The following is a 15,935-nucleotide window of genomic DNA, read 5'->3' on the forward strand; positions in this document are numbered from 1 at the left end:
GGATCAGCGCAGGTCAAGCCGGTATGGGGTACCGGTTATATCGGCGCGATACATACGTGTGTAGCATCAGGCTTACAGGTTTCTGAAACACGTCGGATGGAGGTGTGACCGAATATGCTCGAACTCGCAGTACTCGGCTTGCTCCTCGAGTCTCCGATGCACGGCTACGAGCTGCGTAAGCGGCTCACCGGCCTGCTCGGTGCATTCCGCGCGTTTTCGTATGGATCGCTGTACCCGTCGCTGCGCCGAATGCAGGCAGACGGTTTGATCGCTGAGGATTCGGGCACACCCGGGACTTTGAAGCGACGCGCTCGCCGCGTCTACGCATTGACCCCGAAGGGACGGGAGCGGTTCGCCGAACTGCTCGCAGACACCGGCCCGCAGAACTACACCGACGATGGCTTCGGAGTGCATCTCGCATTCTTCAGCCGGACTCCCGCCGAGGCGCGCATGCGCATCCTCGAGGGTCGGCGCCGGCAAGTGGAAGAACGCCGCGAGGGTCTCCGAGAGGCTGTCGGTCGCTCGAACCGCACAGTCGATCGCTACACCAAGCAGCTCCATCAGTTGAGTCTCGAGTCGAGCGAACGAGAAGTCCGCTGGCTCAACGAGCTCATCGCCGCCGAGAGCTCGGAACGGACCGAGGATTCGACGGACACGTCGAGAAATCCCGGACCGTTGCCCTCGGAAACGGTCTTTGCAGAACCCGAAACAACCTCAGTAACACCACACAAAGAAGGGGAACCCGACCATGGGTGACAACAGTTCAATTCGCGTGGCGATTGTTGGCGTGGGAAACTGCGCCTCATCCCTGGTCCAGGGCGTGCAGTACTACAAGGATGCCGACGAGAACGCCAGCGTTCCCGGCCTCATGCACGTGAAGTTCGGTAAGTACCACGTCCGCGACGTCAACTTTGTCGCCGCGTTCGATGTGGACGCCAAGAAGGTCGGATTCGACCTCTCGGACGCCATCTTCTCCAGCGAGAACAACACCATCAAGATCGCTGACGTGCCGCCGACCGGCGTCAACGTCCTGCGCGGCCACACCCTGGACGGCCTCGGCAAGTACTACCGCGAGACCATCACCGAGGCCGACGGCGACGGCGTCGACGTGGTCCAGGTGCTCAAGGACAACAAGGTCGACGTCCTCGTCTCGTACCTGCCCGTCGGATCCGAACAGGCCGACAAGTTCTACGCACAGTGCTGCATCGACGCCAACGTCGCGTTCGTCAACGCACTGCCCGTCTTCATCGCCAGCGACCCGGTCTGGGCCAAGAAGTTCACCGACGCCGGTGTTCCGATCGTCGGCGACGACATCAAGAGCCAGGTCGGTGCCACCATCACCCACCGCGTCATGGCGAAGCTGTTCGAAGATCGTGGCGTCACGCTCGATCGCACGTACCAGCTGAACGTCGGCGGCAACATGGACTTCAAGAACATGCTCGAGCGTGAGCGCCTGGAGTCCAAGAAGGTCTCGAAGACGCAGGCTGTGACCTCGAACCTGACCGGTGCGCTGGCCAACAAGATCGAGGACAAGAACGTCCACATCGGACCTTCGGACCACGTCGCATGGCTCGATGACCGCAAGTGGGCCTACGTCCGCCTCGAAGGCCGCGCCTTCGGTGACGTGCCGCTGAGCCTCGAGTACAAGCTCGAGGTCTGGGACTCCCCCAACTCGGCAGGCATCATCATCGACGCCGTGCGCGCCGCCAAGATCGCCAAGGACCGCGGCATCGGTGGACCGATCCTCCCGGCTTCGGCCTACCTGATGAAGAGCCCGCCCGAGCAGCTCGCCGACGACGTCGCGCGCGACCAGCTCGAAGCCTTCATCATCGGTGCAGACGCCTGATCCAGCTCGACAACTGACACAACCCAAGAGCCGCACACCTTTCGAGGTGTGCGGCTCTTGGCGTCGAACCCGATGATGTGGCCTTTTGGCGATCAAAAGCCCAGGTGGGCAACGCCATAAGGCCACATCATCGGGGTGCTACATCGTTCCGTTGAGGAACGCCGAGTAGGCGGGCAGGTCGAGTTGGCCGTGTCCGCTCAGGCCGATGACGATCACTTCTTCGGCGTCGGAATCACGGACGCGGTCGACGGCTGCGGCGATCGCGTGGGTCGATTCCGGCGCCGGGACGATGCCTTGCGTCCGAGCGAAGAGCACACCGGCGGCAAACGCGTCCTTCTGCTCGATCGCAACACCGGAGACGTATCCGAGTTCCACGGTGTGGCTCAACGCCGGTGACATGCCGTGGTAGCGCAGGCCGCCGGCGTGAATTGGATCGGGCACGAAATCCATACCCAGCGTGTGCATCTTGAGCAGCGGCGTCAGGCCGGCGACATCGCCGTGGTCGTAACGGTATTCACCCTTCGTGATCGAGGGGCACGCGGCCGGCTCGGCGGCGACGATCTTCGGGTTCGACCGGCCATGGATCTGCTCGCGGATGAACGGGAACGCCAGGCCGGCGAGGTTGGAACCGCCACCGGCACAACCGAAGACGTAATCGGCGCCACCGGACTCCACCAGCGCGAGCTGGTCGACGGCTTCCACTCCGATCACACTCTGATGCAGCACAACGTGATTGAGGACGCTGCCGAGTGCATACCGCGCACCGGGATCCTTCACCGCCGCCTCGACGGCCTCGCTGACGGCCATCCCGAGGCTGCCGGTGGTGTCCGGTGTCTCCTTCAGGATCGCGCGGCCGGCCTCGGTCAACTCCGAGGGGCTCGAATGCAATGTGCCGCCGTATGTCTCGATGAGGTAGCCGCGGTAGGGCTTGGACTCGTAGGAGGCCCGCACCTGCCATACCTCGACATCGATGCCGAACAACGCGCCGGCAAAAGCCAGGGCACTACCCCACTGACCGGCGCCGGTCTCGGTGGTCAGGCGGGTCACGCCGTCGACCGAGTTGTAGTAGGCCTGCGCCACTGCCGAGTTGGTCTTGTGGCTGCCGACCGGGCTGACCCCCTCGTACTTCACGTAGATCCGCGCCTTGGTGTTCAGCGCCTCCTCGAAGCGGCGGGCCCGGATCAGCGGCGAGGGCCGCCACATCTTGTAGACCTCACGGACCGGTTCGGGGATCTCGATGTAGGGCTCGGTCGACACCTCCTGCGCGATGAGGCCCGACGGGAACAGCGGCGCGAGATCGTCAGGGCCGACCGGTTCCCTGGTGCCGGGATGCAGATGCGGCGGGATCGGCTCGGGCAACTCCGCTGCCAGGTTGTACCAGTGGGTCGGGACATCCACACTGATCAGGTCACGACTGGCTACGGGGGTGTCAATGGTCATGCACACGACTTTAGGCGTACCCCCGTCCACGGTCACGGGGGTTACCCCGAAACCCAGACGGCCGGCGGCGTTACCCGGCTAGCATCCGACGTGATGATCAACCGCATCCGAAATCGCCGGGCATTCCACCCTGACCTGCGCCTGTATTCGCTGTTCATCCCGCAGCGACTGGTCGGACCCAGGACCGTGCCGGTGATCCGGTCGCTGACCAAACTGATCCGCGGCAGTTCCGCCGCCACGGTCCATCAGGTCGCTCCCGGCGTGAGTGTCCGGTTGTTCCGTCCCACCAAACCGGCCACCGTCCCGGGGCCCGCGGTCCTGTGGATCCACGGCGGCGGCATGGTGATCGGCACCGCGGCGCAGGATGACGCCACCTGCAAGCATTTTGCCGACGCACTCGGCGCCACCGTGGCCTCTGTGGAGTACCGGCTCGCCCCGGAACACCCCTATCCCGTCCCCGCGGAGGACTGCTATGCCGCGCTGCGCTGGCTTGCCGAACGGCCGGAGGTCGACGTCGACCGGATCGTGGTCGGCGGTGCCAGCGCAGGCGGCGGACTGGCCGCGACGGTCGCGGCCTTTGCCCACGACCGCGGCCAGATCACCCCGATCCTGCAGTTGCTGATCTATCCGATGCTCGACGATCGCTCGGGCACGCCCGACAAGAACCACCGGTTGTGGAACGCGGCGAGCAACCGGTTCGGCTGGGAGAGCTACCTCGGTGATACCTCGCCCGACGTCGCGGTTCCGGCCCGTCGCACCGATCTGACCGGTCTGGCCCCGGCCTGGATCGGAGTCGGATCACTGGACCTGTTCTTCGAAGAGGACCGGACCTACGCCGCGCGGCTGGAGGCAGCGGGAGTGCCCTGCACGTTGGAGGTCGTGTCCGGGGCTTTCCACGGTTTCGACGCGGTCGGCCACCGTGCGCCCGTCGTCCGCGAATTCTTGGCTGCCCAGACCGACGCCATGCGTCACGCACTCCGCACGGACGGGCGGCCGAGACTGCCCGACCAGTGACCGGCAGAGCCGCCCCGAACAACTACTACTTGCCGTAGTAGGGTTACCCGGCGGAACAATCCGGACGCGATCTCGGATCGGCAAGGCGGGAACATGCCCCCGGCCGGACTGCTCCCGAGTACCCCTGTCACCCCCCTGGTCGACGGTGAGCACAGCGTTCTTCTGCCCGCGCTCATCGGCAAGGAGTTTCGGATGTTCCTGGCAGTTCGCGAGCTGATCTACGCGCGCACACGTTTCCTGTTGATGGGGGCGGTCGTCGCGTTGATCTCGGTCCTCATGGTGATTCTCTCCGGATTGTCCACCGGCCTCGTCGACGACGGTGTCTCCGGCCTTCAGCGCAGTCCGGTACAGGCATTCGCATTCGCCGAGGGCACCAAGACCGACTCGGCATTCTCCCGGTCGGTGGTCACCCAAACGCAGGCCGAAACGTGGGCGCAGCAACCCGACGTCGAGCACGCCGAACTGATGGGCAACTCGATCGTCAACGCGCACAACAGTGATGGCACGCCCGTTGACCTGACACTGTTCGGCGTGACCCCTGGTTCATTTCTCGAACCCGAGGCCGCCGAAGGCACCGCCATCGCCGGACCAAACGACATCATCGTCAGTTCGACTGCCCGCGACGAGGGTGTCGAGATCGGCGACCGGATCACGATCGATCGCATCGGCACCGAACTCAACGTTGTCGGATTCACCGCGGACAAGCGCACATTCGGCCACGTCGACATCGCCTATGTCCCACTGACCACCTGGCAGGAGATCAACAGCGGCGGCGACAGCGACGGTTCCTTCGACCCACGGATCTACGATGAGGCCAGCGTGGTCGCGATCGAAGGAACCTCGAACCAGCTGCCCGAACTGACATCCGGTGATGCCGCGGCGGGCACATCGTCGAAGAGCCTCGAGGACGCGTTCGATGCCTCACCCGGATACGCGGCGGAGACGATGACCATGTCGATGATCACCGCGTTCCTGTACGCGATCTCGGCACTGGTGGTCGGGGCCTTCTTCACGATCTGGACCGTGCAACGCACGCGAGAACTTGCACTCCTACGCGCACTCGGTGCCTCGACGCCGTACCTGCTCAGGGACAGCATCCTGCAGGCAACATTCGTCCTTCTCGGCTCCGTCGCCGTGGGAGTCGGCATCGGCGTCGGGTTCGGATCCGGGCTCAGCGGAACCGGGATGCCCTTCTCCATGCAAGCCGGGCCCATTCTCCGGGGCGCGGTCCTGCTGATCGTCCTGGGACTACTCGGCGCGGCTGTCGCGGTGATCCGAGTCGCCCGCATCAATCCACTGACCGCCCTGGGGGAGAACCGATGACCACCACCGGAACCGCGGGCCTCGAACTCCGCGACGTCACACTGACCTTCGGGGACGGCGACAGTTCGATCACCGCCCTGGACAACGTGAACCTGCAGGTCACCCCCGGCGAGCTGGTCGCCATTGTCGGGCCTTCCGGGTCTGGCAAGTCGACCCTGCTCGCGGTTGCCGGCGGGCTGACCGTCCCCACCACAGGCTCGGTTCACCTGGCCGGGACCGACCTGAGCGGGGTTACGGCGAAGAAGCTGACGAAGATCCGCCGCGACCACATCGGGTTCGTGTTCCAGACCGCCAACCTGGTGCCGTCGCTGACCACACTCGATCAGCTGCGCCTGATGCCGACGATCACCGGGCGCCGGGGCCGCGATCCCCTCCCGTTGCTGGAGGCGGTCGGCATGAGTCATCGGCTCGACAAGCGGCCGGGCCAGCTGTCCGGTGGTGAACGTCAGCGGGTGGGCATCGCCCGTGCCCTGGTCACCGAGCCGTCATTGCTGCTCGTCGACGAACCAACCGCCGCACTCGACCGCAAGCGCAGCCACGAGGTGGTGCAGGTGCTCGCCGAAGAGACCCACCGCGCAAACGTTGCCACCATCATGGTGACCCACGATCACGATGTCCTTTCCCACTGCGATCGGGTGGTCGAGATGATCGACGGGCGCCTCACACCGGTGCGTTGACGGTCCCGGGGGCTGCCTAATAGATCGCGACCCGATCCGGATCGAAGTAGTGCCCGACGCGCCGGGCGTCGAGCTGCCGGAAGATCTCACCGGCCGCCGACGGCCAGGCCGACGTGGTCACCGATTCGCTGGCCCGCAGGACCGTCACCGTGATCAGCGCGACGCGGCCCAGCGGGGTGTCGAAACCGCTTGGCGCGCCCCACCCCTTGTTGCCCAGAAGGACACCGGCGGTGCCGTTCACCAGCCATTCCCGGGGACCGGCCAGGCCCGGTAGTTCCACGTACACCGCCTCGGGTGCGGCCGTGATCGAGCGAACGAAATCCGAACCGTCGGTGGCCGCCCGTTCCGCAACTGCCGAGAGCACCCCGAAAAGCCAATGCTCGCGGACACTCTCATCGGCCCGCAGTCCCGGATCGACCGACTCCAGGAAGAACTCCGCTCCCACACCGACCATCGAGCCACCCGGCACCGGACCGTACACGGTGCTGGTTCCACCGCCGGTCAGGCTCGGTGCCGACATCCCGTCGGTGGCGAGCAGCGTGGTCCGAACGCGTCGCACCACCCGGTACGCCCGGGTCCCGCCCGGCCAGAGCACGCCGTCGGCGTCCAGCGGCGGGAGCAGCGGTTCGTACACCTGTCCGACACTGCGCCACAGGTTGTCCCGGGCCGTTTGGGCCTCGCGCGCTCCCGGTACGTCGGCGGTCGACTCCGGCTCCCCGCGGGTCGCGACCGCAACACCGCCGTACTGCACCGGGGCCGGAGCTGACGGCAGCCGGCTCGCCTGATGCGCGCGCTGGAATGCACGCTGGGTGAACGCCAACTCGTTCGCGTCGGGAGTCATTGCCAGGGCGGGAATTTCGACAACACCGTCGTCGGCGACCAGAAAGATCAACCGCATCTGACCACCGGCGCGCGACGGGTCGGCCGGCGCGCGGGTGAACACCCGCCAACCGGCCTGTATGCGTTGTGCGGTCAGGGAATACAGATTGTGCCCGGCGAAGTCCACCCGGCGCACGCGGATGAAGTCCAGTGCGATGGCCACGGCCGACGCCGGATCGGTGGCGCGCGAAGGCACCGAACCCGGGCCCGGAAACGGAAAATATGTACCAGAGAGCAACTGCGCCAGCGGAATCCCACCGACGTAGTCGATCAGCCATTGCGGCGCGGTTCGTGGATACCGGAGCAGGTCGTCCCGGTAGGAGTCCGGGTCGAAGATCAGTCCCGGGTCGATGGGTCCCATCTCGCCATGGTCGTACCGCACCACCGGCGGGGCGGCACTCAGTGTCATCTCCACGGAGAGCGCCGCATCGAGCCCGGCCTGATAGCGCCCGACCCGCAGGTCTCTGGCCAGTTCCAGCGTGACCGGCGGCGCCGGCACCGGGGTGGGCGGCACCTGCCCGAAGTAGGTCAGTGTGTACCGGGTCGAGGTCCCGGCGAAACCGAAACAGATCTTCGCGCCGACGGCCCCGGGCGGCGCCACCGCCGCGGCGGACTGCCCGATGGCGGCGATGAACTCGGCTTCGGGCAACAGGCGGGACTGCGACGTCGACCAGTAGGTCACCGCAACTCACCTCGTCACCTGTCTCGCCGAGCCTATCGCCCGCCGCGGGCGACATACCCACCGGACGTTTGCCGACCATTATCGCCGACGTACACCCGCCGCACGTCTGTGTGGGTGATCGCCCTCTCGGAGGGGGTCGTTACGCGCTGTTGCGCCGGTCGCGCCACGCACACAGCTCGGTGACCAGCGACATGTTGTAACTCGGGCCGTTCAGACCAACGGTGAACAGCGTCACGCCCTCGTCGGCCAGGCCGTCGGCCATCGTCACGGCGGCGGCGGGGGTCTCGGCCTCGGACAGCTCGGTCGACCGGACGATCTCGTTCGGATCGCGTCCGACCGCGGCGCAGTGATCGGCCAGTACCTGCGCCTTGTGACGGTAGGTCTGGACGTCGACAAAGGAATGCCAGATGTTGGCGTGCTGGGCCACGTACTTCAGCGTCTTCTTCTCACCGCCACCGCCGATCAGGATCGGGATCTCGCGGGTCGGCGCCGGGTTGAGTTTCGCGAACCGGTCCTTGATCCGGGGCAGCGCCTCACCGAGCGCATCGAGCCGGCCACCCGCGGTCCCGAATTCGTACCCGTACTCGGTGTAGTCGCGCTCGAACCAACCTGATCCGATGCCCAGGATCAGCCGTCCATCCGAGATGTGGTCGACCGTGCGGGCCATATCGGCGAGCAGGTCCGGATTCCGGTAACTGTTGCAGGTGACCAGCGCGCCGATCTGGATGTTCGACGTCTGTTCCGCCCACGCTCCGAGCATCGTCCAACACTCGAAGTGCTCCCCGTCGCGCTCTCCGTAGAGCGGGAAGAAGTGATCCCAGTTGAACGCGATGTCGACCCCGGCATCCTCTGCCCGCAGAACGGCGTCGCGGATGTCGGAGTACCGGGCATGTTGTGGTTGCAGCTGAACAGCGATCTGAATGGGTGCAGTCATGAATTCAGTCTGCCTGAGTTCCGTCCCGAATTCTCCTGAGTGATCGCGGCTTCGGCGGCGTACATGCCACACATCCCGTGCACACCACCGCCGGGAGGGGTGGACGACGAACACAGGAACACACCCCGCACCGGCGTCGCGTAGGGCACCCGGGCCGCGACCGGCCTGGTGAACTGCTGACGGAGATCCGAAATGCCCGAATTGATGTCGCCACCTACGTAATTCGGGTTGTACACGGAATACTGCTTCGCCGTCATGGCGTGCCGCGCGAGCACGACGTCCCGAAAACCCGGTGCACACCGCTCGATCTCCGCCTCCACGGCAGCCGTCAGGTCGACGTCGCAACCATGCGGCACGTGGCAGTATGCCCAGGCCACGTGCTTGCCGGCGGGAGCCCTCGTCGGGTCCAGCACGGTCGGCGTGCCACCGATCAGGTTCGGACGCTGCGGTATCCGGCCGGCCTGCACGTCTTTCTCGTTGGCGCGGATCTGTTGTTCGTTCTCGGCCAGATGGAACGTGACCGCGGATCCGGTATGCGGGTCGGTCCATGGGATCGGTTCGGACAAGGCGAAGTCGACCTTGAAGGTGCCCGGGCCGAACCGGAACTTCGCGAGCCGGCGACGATAGCGGGCCGGCAGTCGGTGGCCCATGATGGTGGCGAACTGCCGGGGGTCGATGTCGAAGAGCTTGAGCGGGGCATCCGGCAAATCGTCGAACTTGTGGACGGGATGGTCGGTCTCGATGTGCCCACCATGCTCGCGGAGTGCACCGGCAAGTGAATCGGCAACCGCCTGACTACCCCCTTGCGCCAGTGGCCAACCGCCGGAATGCACCAGCATCGCGAGGAGCAGTCCCACCGCGGCCGTCGCGATCTCATCGGGCGGCCGGACCACATGGGTGGCGATCGAGGAGAACACCGTGCGCGTCCGCGGGTCCCGAAACATGATCTTGTTGAACGCATCTGCACTGAGCAGGGCCAGCGGACCGAAATGTGCGGCGGCCAGCGGGTGCCGGGGTACACGGAAGGGGCCGAAGAAATCGGCGATCAGATCCGCCGAGTGCGCCGCGGCGTAACCCACGGTGGCCGACCAGGCCCGGGCGTCGCGACCGAGGAACTCCTTGCTCCGGGCGAGGTCGGTGTACAGCGGCAGAGCGGTGCCGTCACCGAACACGTGCGACACACCGATCTCGGGCACCAGCCACTGCAGGCCGTGCCGGGTCAGGTCCATCGAATTGAACGCCGGGGAGGCCATACCGGTCGGATGCACCACCGAACACACATCGTGACGAAAGCCCGGCTCGGTCAGTTCGGCGGTCCGTGTCCCGCCACCGATCGAGGGATGCGACTCCAGTACGAGCACCTTGCGGCCCGTCTTGGCCAAGGTGACGGCCGCGGACAGCCCGTTCGGACCCGATCCCACAACCACTGCGTCGTACCCGTCTGCTCCCATGCCCATCAACGGTAGACCCCAAATGCCAAGACTTAACCACCGATTCACCCCGGGTTCGGGCGCCGGTTGTTTGCGCCGCCTAACGTTCGACCGGTTGCTCGACGTCTGACTACCGAGGGGACATGCGGTGCGAATTCCGCTCACCATCACCACCAAGCACGAAGAAGCGTCTGCCCGTTCTCTGGTGACCTGCCATTACAAGTGCGGCGACGCCTGCTGGCATGAACCCCCCAACAGCAGCAACAACACCTACTTTCGGGACATCGCCCGCGGAGCCATCTCACGGCGTTCGGTCCTGCGTGGCTCGGCCGCCGCAGTGGTGGCGGTCGGCGCCACCTCGGCCCTGGCCGCCTGCGGTGACAACACCACGTCGACAGCCACGAGCAGCACCGCCGCCGGAACCGGTGTCGGAGCTGCGGCCCGGACCGGAACCACCGGGATGAACTTCGTCCCGGTGGCACCGAATGTCGAAGACGCCCTGGTGATCCCGCCGGGCTACGAACAGGCGGTGGTCATCAAATGGGGCGATCCGGTGTTGCCCGGTGCCCCCGACTTCGATTTCGACAATCAGACCGCCGCCGCCCAGGAGAAGCAGTTCGGCTTCAACAACGACTTCGCCGGGCTGATCCCCATCGACGGTCGGGCCGGGCACTTCTACCTGGTGGTCAATCAGGAGTACACGACCGAAGAATTCATGTTCTCCGGCTACCGGCCCAAAGAGCCCACCGAGCAACAGGCCCGGATCTCGATGGCAGCGCACGGGATCACGGTTGTCGAGGTCCGGGGTGAGAGTGGTTCCGGCAAGCTCACGCCCGTGGTCGGCGACCGCAATCGGCGGTTGACGGCGATGAGCCCGTTCACCCTGACCGGTCCGGCGGCCGGCAGCGAGTTCGTGAAGACTTCCGCTGATCCCGGCGGGACAACGATTCTCGGCACCATCGGCAACTGTTCCGGGGGCCTGACCCCGTGGGGCACGATGGTCTCCGGGGAAGAGAACTTCAACAACTACTTCACCGGCGCCGCATCGGTCACCGAACCGGTCGCCAAAGAGCGTCTCGAGCGCTACGGATTCGACGACGAAGACGACTACCACCAGTGGGGCCGCTACGAGACCCGGTTCGATCTGGCCCGAGAGCCCAACGAGGGCAACCGGTTCGGCTATATCGTGGAGGTCAACCCGCACGATCCGGAATCCACGCCGGTCAAGCATTCGTCCATGGGCCGGCTCAAGCACGAAGGCGCCAACATCTTCGTCACCGGCGACGGCACCGTGGTGGCCTACACAGGCGACGATCAGAAGTTCGAGTACATCTACAAGTTCGTGTCGGACAAGAAGGTTCAGCCCGGGCTCGGCGCCGCGGCGATGCGCCACAACATGAGCATCCTGTCGACCGGCACCCTGTACGTCGCCCAGTTGACGGGCGACGAACCCACATCGATCGACGGCAGCGGCGCACTGCCGTCGTCTGGGTCGTTCGCCGGTACCGGCACCTGGTTTCCCCTGTTGACGGTGACCGACGACGGCGCCCGCTCACGCGTCGCCGGCATGAGCGCCGAAGAGGTCGCGGTGTTCACCCGTCAAGCCGCAGACAAGGTCAACCCCACGAAAATGGATCGCCCCGAGGACATCGAGGCGCATCCGGTCACCGGCAAGGTCTACTGCGCGCTGACGAACAACAGCGATCGCGGCACCGCCGATGAGGCCGCGGCCGATGCACCAAACCCCCGCAACAAGAACAAGAACGGCCAGATCATCGAGATCACCGACGATCACGCGGGTACCACCTTCACCTGGGATCTACTGCTGGTCTGCGGCGATCCGGCGGCCGCCGACACCTATTACGGCGGCTTCGACAAAACTCGGGTCAGCCCGATCTCCTGCCCCGACAACGTGGCCTTCGATCCGCACGGCAACCTGTGGGTCTCGACCGACGGCAATGCCCTTGGCAACAACGACGGTCTGTTCGCGGTAGCGCTGTCAGGTGAGAACCGGGGCGAGACAAAGCAATTCCTCACCGTCCCGCGCAGCGCCGAGACCTGTGGCCCGATCATCGGGACCGACCGGGTCATCGTGTGCGTCCAGCATCCGGGTGAGGAGGACGGATACTCCGCCGACAAGCCGTATTCACACTGGCCCGACGGTGGTGACAGCCAACCCCGTCCGGCCGTGGTGGCGGTCTGGAAGACCGGCGGTCAGATCGGCACCTGACGCCGCATCGTGGGGCCGGGACACCGGGCATCCTTCAAAAAGGCCGTCGCGAAAGCCTATCCACGCGGCCGTGGATGGGTTACGTTTCCATGGATCCGACGGGGAGGGATCTACGGGGTGGGAGCGTGTGTCCGGTGTGTGTCGACCGGGGCAGGGTTCGACGCGTGAATCATCGCCCCGCACCGGGTCACACCATTGCCGACCAACCACGGAGCGAACCAACGTGTCAGAACAAGCGCAGGAACCCACCCGCATTCAGAAAATTCTCGGGGCGATCTTCATCAAGGCCTACCAGCTGAAGCAGAAGATCAAACCAGCCCCCGCGCCACCGGCCACACCCCCGGTCGAACCCGGCGCCACGCCTACGCCAAACCCCGAGACCACGACCAACCCCTAGGTGAAGAGTTTGGCCATCACGTCGCTCACCTGTGCGGCCAGGTAGTCCCCGGCAGAATCGTCGCCGCCCAGCCATCGGAACAGCGCCTGCTGAAACAAACCGTCGATCAGCGCGTAGGCCTGCGGTGGCTGCAGCGCCGGGGCTGCCTGGGCCAACTCTCCGTAGCGGGTGACCACCCGCCACGTCATGTCTTCGAGGCCCTGTTCGATCTCTCCGACCGCGGACCGGAAGCGCTCGTCGAACAAGCTCTGCGCCCGCATGTCGTACCAGAGCCGATGCATCGACGCGTCCACGATCACGGTGTCCTTCAGCGCCGCGGCGAACCGGACGGACAGGTCGGCCGCACTGGTGGCCGCTTCGACGGCCGCGTCATATCGGGTCACGCATTCGACCTTGTATTCGCGGACGACAAAGATCATCAGTTCGTTCTTGTCCGCGAAATAGTAGTGCAGGACGCCGTGCGTGAAATCCGAATCATTTGCGATGTCGCGCAGACTCGTGTTGGCGTAACCACGTCGGGCAAGTGTCGCCAGAGCAGATTTCGCCAGTTCCCGGCGGCGGTCCCCGAACTTGTCCGGATGCCGATCACCGCGCGGTTTCCTCGTTGGCGTACTCATCACCCGGGATTCTATGACCGCCGGACCCCGGCAATCAATTGTTCATCCGCCGGTCAAACAATTCACGATAAATCCCTCACGTGTCCTGGCGGAGATATTCGATGATCAACTCCCCCACCTCCACGGGCTTCTCGAGATGCAGGAAGTGACCGGCATCCGGCACGACGCGGACTCGACCACCCGGCACCAGGACCTTGCCGGCACGGTCGGCGAACCCGGCCTGCATGCACCCGTCGTCGGCGCCATGCAGATACAGCAGTGGTGTGAGCGGCTTGCCGAAAGCCGCCACCTGCATGCGGCGATACCGATCGGCGCTGCGCCCCGGTCGCAGCGTCGCCCGGTAATAGCCGAGCACTGCGGCGCGATGCTCCCGATTCGGCAGGGCGGCAAAGACCTGCGGCAGATCTTCACCGGCGTCGTAGCCCGGTGACCAGCGACGCCACAGCAGCGGGATCAGCCGATCGAGGCTGCGCTCCGACAGCCGCGGCAACTGGACGAACATCATGTACCAGCTCATGAACAGCTGGCGGCCGAGCAGCTTCATCAGCCCGGCGGTGTCGCCGGACGGCGACGTGAAGGCGCCGACCGGCGGCACCGACATCGACACCACCGCCGCGAACGGGGAATCCCCGTATGCGGCAAGACCGTTGGAGGTGAGTGCACCCCAGTCGTGGCCGATGACCACCGCGCGGTTGTCCGCCTCGAGAAGGCGATGGATCTCGACCGCATCGGACATCAGCGCACCCACGTGGTAATCACCGTCCGCCGCGACCGTCGACGGCGCATAACCCCTGGTGAAAGGCGCCACGACCCGGTATCCCTCGGCCGCCAACCGTGGACCGAGATGTCGCCAACTGTAGGCGGTGTCCGGAAAACCGTGCAGGCACAGTGCAAGTGGACCGTCGGGCGGCCCCCAGGCAAAGGCGGTGAGCGTGACCGCCGGCAACTCGAGGGTGATCACGTCGGCGCCGGCGGGAGCGGTCACCCGTGAGGGCGACGGCGGGTCGACTTGAGAGGCCATCGGATCACTCAATCGGACAACGGCCGTGGTGTCCAGACCCACCAGGCAATTTTTCAGTCGAGCCAGTCCAGGACCGCGGCCGCCGTCCACGACTGCTGCATGCTGCCCAGCGGCGCACCGGTGAACGGCTCGTAATACTCGGCGAAAGATCCGTCCTGTGTCTGCCGCAGCCCTTCTTCGCGAAGACGTGCAGACCGCTCGGGCCAGCCGCGCTGGGCAAAAGCCCACGAGAACAGCCACGTGATCACCGGCCAGACCGGCCCGCGCCAGTACTCCCGCGGTTTGAAGTCCACCGAAATCGGTGACGTGGACGGCGGCACCGCATATTTCAGATCCGGATGACCACAGAAGCGCGGGCCCTCGAACAGACGCAACAGGGCCCGTTCACGATCCCGCGGCAGACCACCACAGAGCAACGGCGCGAACATGGCGATGGTCTCGGTATTGATCCAGCGGTCCGCACGGATGTCGAAATCCCGTGCCGCGCCGTTGCGTTCCGACGTCGAGGCGGCCACACCGGAACGGAAGCGGTCGGACCAGGCCCGCAGGTCGCGGACGTCGGCGAGCGGTTTGGAATAGTCCTCGCCGATCGTGGCCAGGACGTCGCAGGCGACCGCAAAGATTGCGCTGACGAACACGTCCTCGATCGCGAAACTCATCACCTCGGGCAGAATCGCGTCGTCGTAGTTGGCGCGCTTCATCTGTTCGACCAGCCACAGATACCGGTCGTATTCGATGTCGGTGGGACGCATCGACGCGTCGGCGCCGTGCGACAGGTCCGCCCGCGTATACGGCGGGAGATCCACCCCCGGAAGCACATTGTTGTAGGCCGCATCCCACCGCGGGGAATTGTCCATCCCCGACTCCCAGCCGTGATAGAGCGTGATCCGGCCGCGCCCCTTCGGATCCCGTGCGTGCGCCAGCCACCGATGCCAGCGCACCAGGTCACCCCAGCGCCGGTCGAGGAACTCTTCGGCCACCGACCGGGTGGTGCGGCCCTGCCGCCGCGAATGATCGAGGATCCGCTGGACCGCGATCGCATGCACCGGCGGCTGCGTGATGCCGGACGTGTGCGGCGCCCGCGGCGCATTGAACGCCAGTTCTGAGCATTCCCAGCGGGCGGGCCCGGGGAAGTAACCATCGCGCCCGTTGGCGAACACGATGTGCGGGATCATCCCGTTGCCCCATTGCGCCGAGAGCAGGGTGTCCATCTCGACCACCGCCCGCTCGACACTCAGCGGAGCCAGACCCACCGTGACAAAGGCGGCATCCCAGCTCCACATGTGCGGGTAGAGGCGCGGCGCCGCGCTGGTCATCGTCCCCAGATCATTGCCGCGCAGAAGGTACGCCGCGCGGGCGGACAGCTGTGTGTTCGTGAAGCCGGAGTATCCCACGCTGAACATTCTGGCCCCCCACCTCCATTCGCGCCCGGTCTGGTCGCCCGA

At 65.7% G+C, this 15,935-nt stretch carries 14 protein-coding genes; 7 read left to right on the forward strand and 7 right to left on the reverse strand.

All coding sequences use genetic code 11. The features are described 5' to 3' along the window. The first annotated feature begins 114 nt into the window (after positions 1-114). Both AC51GT_RS09630 and AC51GT_RS09635 read left to right on the forward strand, forming a co-directional pair. A complete protein-coding gene (locus tag AC51GT_RS09630; protein WP_496328609.1) occupies positions 115-756 on the forward strand; it encodes a PadR family transcriptional regulator in 642 nt (213 codons plus the stop codon). Continuing rightward, positions 749-1,846 (forward strand): inositol-3-phosphate synthase, encoded by a 1,098-nt coding sequence (locus AC51GT_RS09635; RefSeq protein ID WP_496324284.1) that lies wholly within the window; start codon positions 749-751, stop codon positions 1,844-1,846. The genes AC51GT_RS09630 and AC51GT_RS09635 overlap by 8 nt, the downstream gene beginning before the upstream one ends. 138 nt (positions 1,847-1,984) lie before the next feature. On the opposite strand, the gene AC51GT_RS09640 is transcribed toward AC51GT_RS09635, so the two are convergent. Next, positions 1,985-3,286 (reverse strand): TrpB-like pyridoxal phosphate-dependent enzyme, encoded by a 1,302-nt coding sequence (locus tag AC51GT_RS09640; RefSeq protein ID WP_496324285.1) that lies wholly within the window; start codon positions 3,284-3,286, stop codon positions 1,985-1,987. Between the two features lie 93 nt (positions 3,287-3,379). On the opposite strand from AC51GT_RS09640, the gene AC51GT_RS09645 reads away from it, so the two are divergent. The 3 genes from AC51GT_RS09645 (at position 3,380) to AC51GT_RS09655 (ending at position 6,300) form a co-directional block, all read left to right on the forward strand. Further along, positions 3,380-4,300 (forward strand): alpha/beta hydrolase, encoded by a 921-nt coding sequence (locus AC51GT_RS09645; protein WP_496328610.1) that lies wholly within the window; start codon positions 3,380-3,382, stop codon positions 4,298-4,300. A 192-nt stretch (positions 4,301-4,492) separates the two neighbouring features. After that, positions 4,493-5,623, forward strand: a complete 1,131-nt coding sequence (locus tag AC51GT_RS09650) for an ABC transporter permease (RefSeq protein ID WP_496328821.1) — start codon at positions 4,493-4,495, stop codon at positions 5,621-5,623. Beyond that, positions 5,620-6,300, forward strand: coding sequence for an ABC transporter ATP-binding protein (locus AC51GT_RS09655; protein ID WP_496328611.1), 681 nt, complete (start codon positions 5,620-5,622; stop codon positions 6,298-6,300). The genes AC51GT_RS09650 and AC51GT_RS09655 overlap by 4 nt, the downstream gene beginning before the upstream one ends. A 16-nt stretch (positions 6,301-6,316) precedes the next feature. Here AC51GT_RS09655 and AC51GT_RS09660 read toward each other — a convergent pair whose 3' ends face one another. The 3 genes from AC51GT_RS09660 to AC51GT_RS09670 all read right to left on the reverse strand — a co-directional run bounded on the left by AC51GT_RS09660 (position 6,317) and on the right by AC51GT_RS09670 (position 10,246). Further along, positions 6,317-7,861 carry a hypothetical protein gene (locus AC51GT_RS09660; protein WP_496328612.1) on the reverse strand — a complete coding sequence of 515 codons (1,545 nt, stop codon included), beginning with the start codon at positions 7,859-7,861 and terminating at the stop codon, positions 6,317-6,319. Positions 7,862-8,000: 139 nt separating this feature from the next. After that, positions 8,001-8,795 (reverse strand): LLM class F420-dependent oxidoreductase, encoded by a 795-nt coding sequence (locus AC51GT_RS09665; RefSeq protein ID WP_496324289.1) that lies wholly within the window; start codon positions 8,793-8,795, stop codon positions 8,001-8,003. Beyond that, positions 8,792-10,246, reverse strand: coding sequence for a phytoene desaturase family protein (locus AC51GT_RS09670; RefSeq protein WP_496328613.1), 1,455 nt, complete (start codon positions 10,244-10,246; stop codon positions 8,792-8,794). The genes AC51GT_RS09665 and AC51GT_RS09670 overlap by 4 nt, the downstream gene beginning before the upstream one ends. A 127-nt stretch (positions 10,247-10,373) precedes the next feature. Between AC51GT_RS09670 and AC51GT_RS09675 the strand changes: the two genes are divergently transcribed. Then, positions 10,374-12,455 carry a PhoX family protein gene (locus tag AC51GT_RS09675; protein ID WP_496328614.1) on the forward strand — a complete coding sequence of 694 codons (2,082 nt, stop codon included), beginning with the start codon at positions 10,374-10,376 and terminating at the stop codon, positions 12,453-12,455. A gap of 223 nt (positions 12,456-12,678) precedes the next feature. Further along, positions 12,679-12,852, forward strand: coding sequence for a hypothetical protein (locus tag AC51GT_RS09680; protein ID WP_496328615.1), 174 nt, complete (start codon positions 12,679-12,681; stop codon positions 12,850-12,852). Here AC51GT_RS09680 and AC51GT_RS09685 read toward each other — a convergent pair. The 3 genes from AC51GT_RS09685 to ggh form a co-directional block, all read right to left on the reverse strand. Next, positions 12,849-13,469, reverse strand: coding sequence for a TetR/AcrR family transcriptional regulator (locus AC51GT_RS09685; protein ID WP_496324293.1), 621 nt, complete (start codon positions 13,467-13,469; stop codon positions 12,849-12,851). The two genes, AC51GT_RS09680 and AC51GT_RS09685, sit on opposite strands and share 4 nt — an antisense overlap. A 76-nt stretch (positions 13,470-13,545) precedes the next feature. Further along, positions 13,546-14,490: an alpha/beta hydrolase gene (locus tag AC51GT_RS09690; RefSeq protein ID WP_496328616.1), complete on the reverse strand. Its 945-nt coding sequence runs from the start codon at positions 14,488-14,490 to the stop codon at positions 13,546-13,548. A 53-nt stretch (positions 14,491-14,543) separates the two neighbouring features. Then, a complete protein-coding gene (ggh, locus tag AC51GT_RS09695; RefSeq protein ID WP_496324618.1) occupies positions 14,544-15,884 on the reverse strand; it encodes a glucosylglycerate hydrolase in 1,341 nt (446 codons plus the stop codon). Positions 15,885-15,935: the final 51 nt, after the last annotated feature.

The organism is Williamsia sp. z34 (assembly GCF_059553395.1).

Coding starts and splice junctions, on each gene's coding strand:
- AC51GT_RS09635 (WP_496324284.1), top strand. CDS start 749: ATGGGTGACAACAGTTCAATTCGCGTGGCGATTGTTGGCGTGGGAAAC.
- AC51GT_RS09645 (WP_496328610.1), top strand. CDS start 3,380: ATGATCAACCGCATCCGAAATCGCCGGGCATTCCACCCTGACCTGCGC.
- AC51GT_RS09690 (WP_496328616.1), bottom strand. CDS start 14,490: ATGGCCTCTCAAGTCGACCCGCCGTCGCCCTCACGGGTGACCGCTCCC.
- AC51GT_RS09655 (WP_496328611.1), top strand. CDS start 5,620: ATGACCACCACCGGAACCGCGGGCCTCGAACTCCGCGACGTCACACTG.
- AC51GT_RS09650 (WP_496328821.1), top strand. CDS start 4,493: ATGTTCCTGGCAGTTCGCGAGCTGATCTACGCGCGCACACGTTTCCTG.
- AC51GT_RS09630 (WP_496328609.1), top strand. CDS start 115: ATGCTCGAACTCGCAGTACTCGGCTTGCTCCTCGAGTCTCCGATGCAC.
- AC51GT_RS09640 (WP_496324285.1), bottom strand. CDS start 3,286: ATGACCATTGACACCCCCGTAGCCAGTCGTGACCTGATCAGTGTGGAT.
- AC51GT_RS09685 (WP_496324293.1), bottom strand. CDS start 13,469: ATGAGTACGCCAACGAGGAAACCGCGCGGTGATCGGCATCCGGACAAG.
- AC51GT_RS09670 (WP_496328613.1), bottom strand. CDS start 10,246: ATGGGAGCAGACGGGTACGACGCAGTGGTTGTGGGATCGGGTCCGAAC.
- AC51GT_RS09665 (WP_496324289.1), bottom strand. CDS start 8,795: ATGACTGCACCCATTCAGATCGCTGTTCAGCTGCAACCACAACATGCC.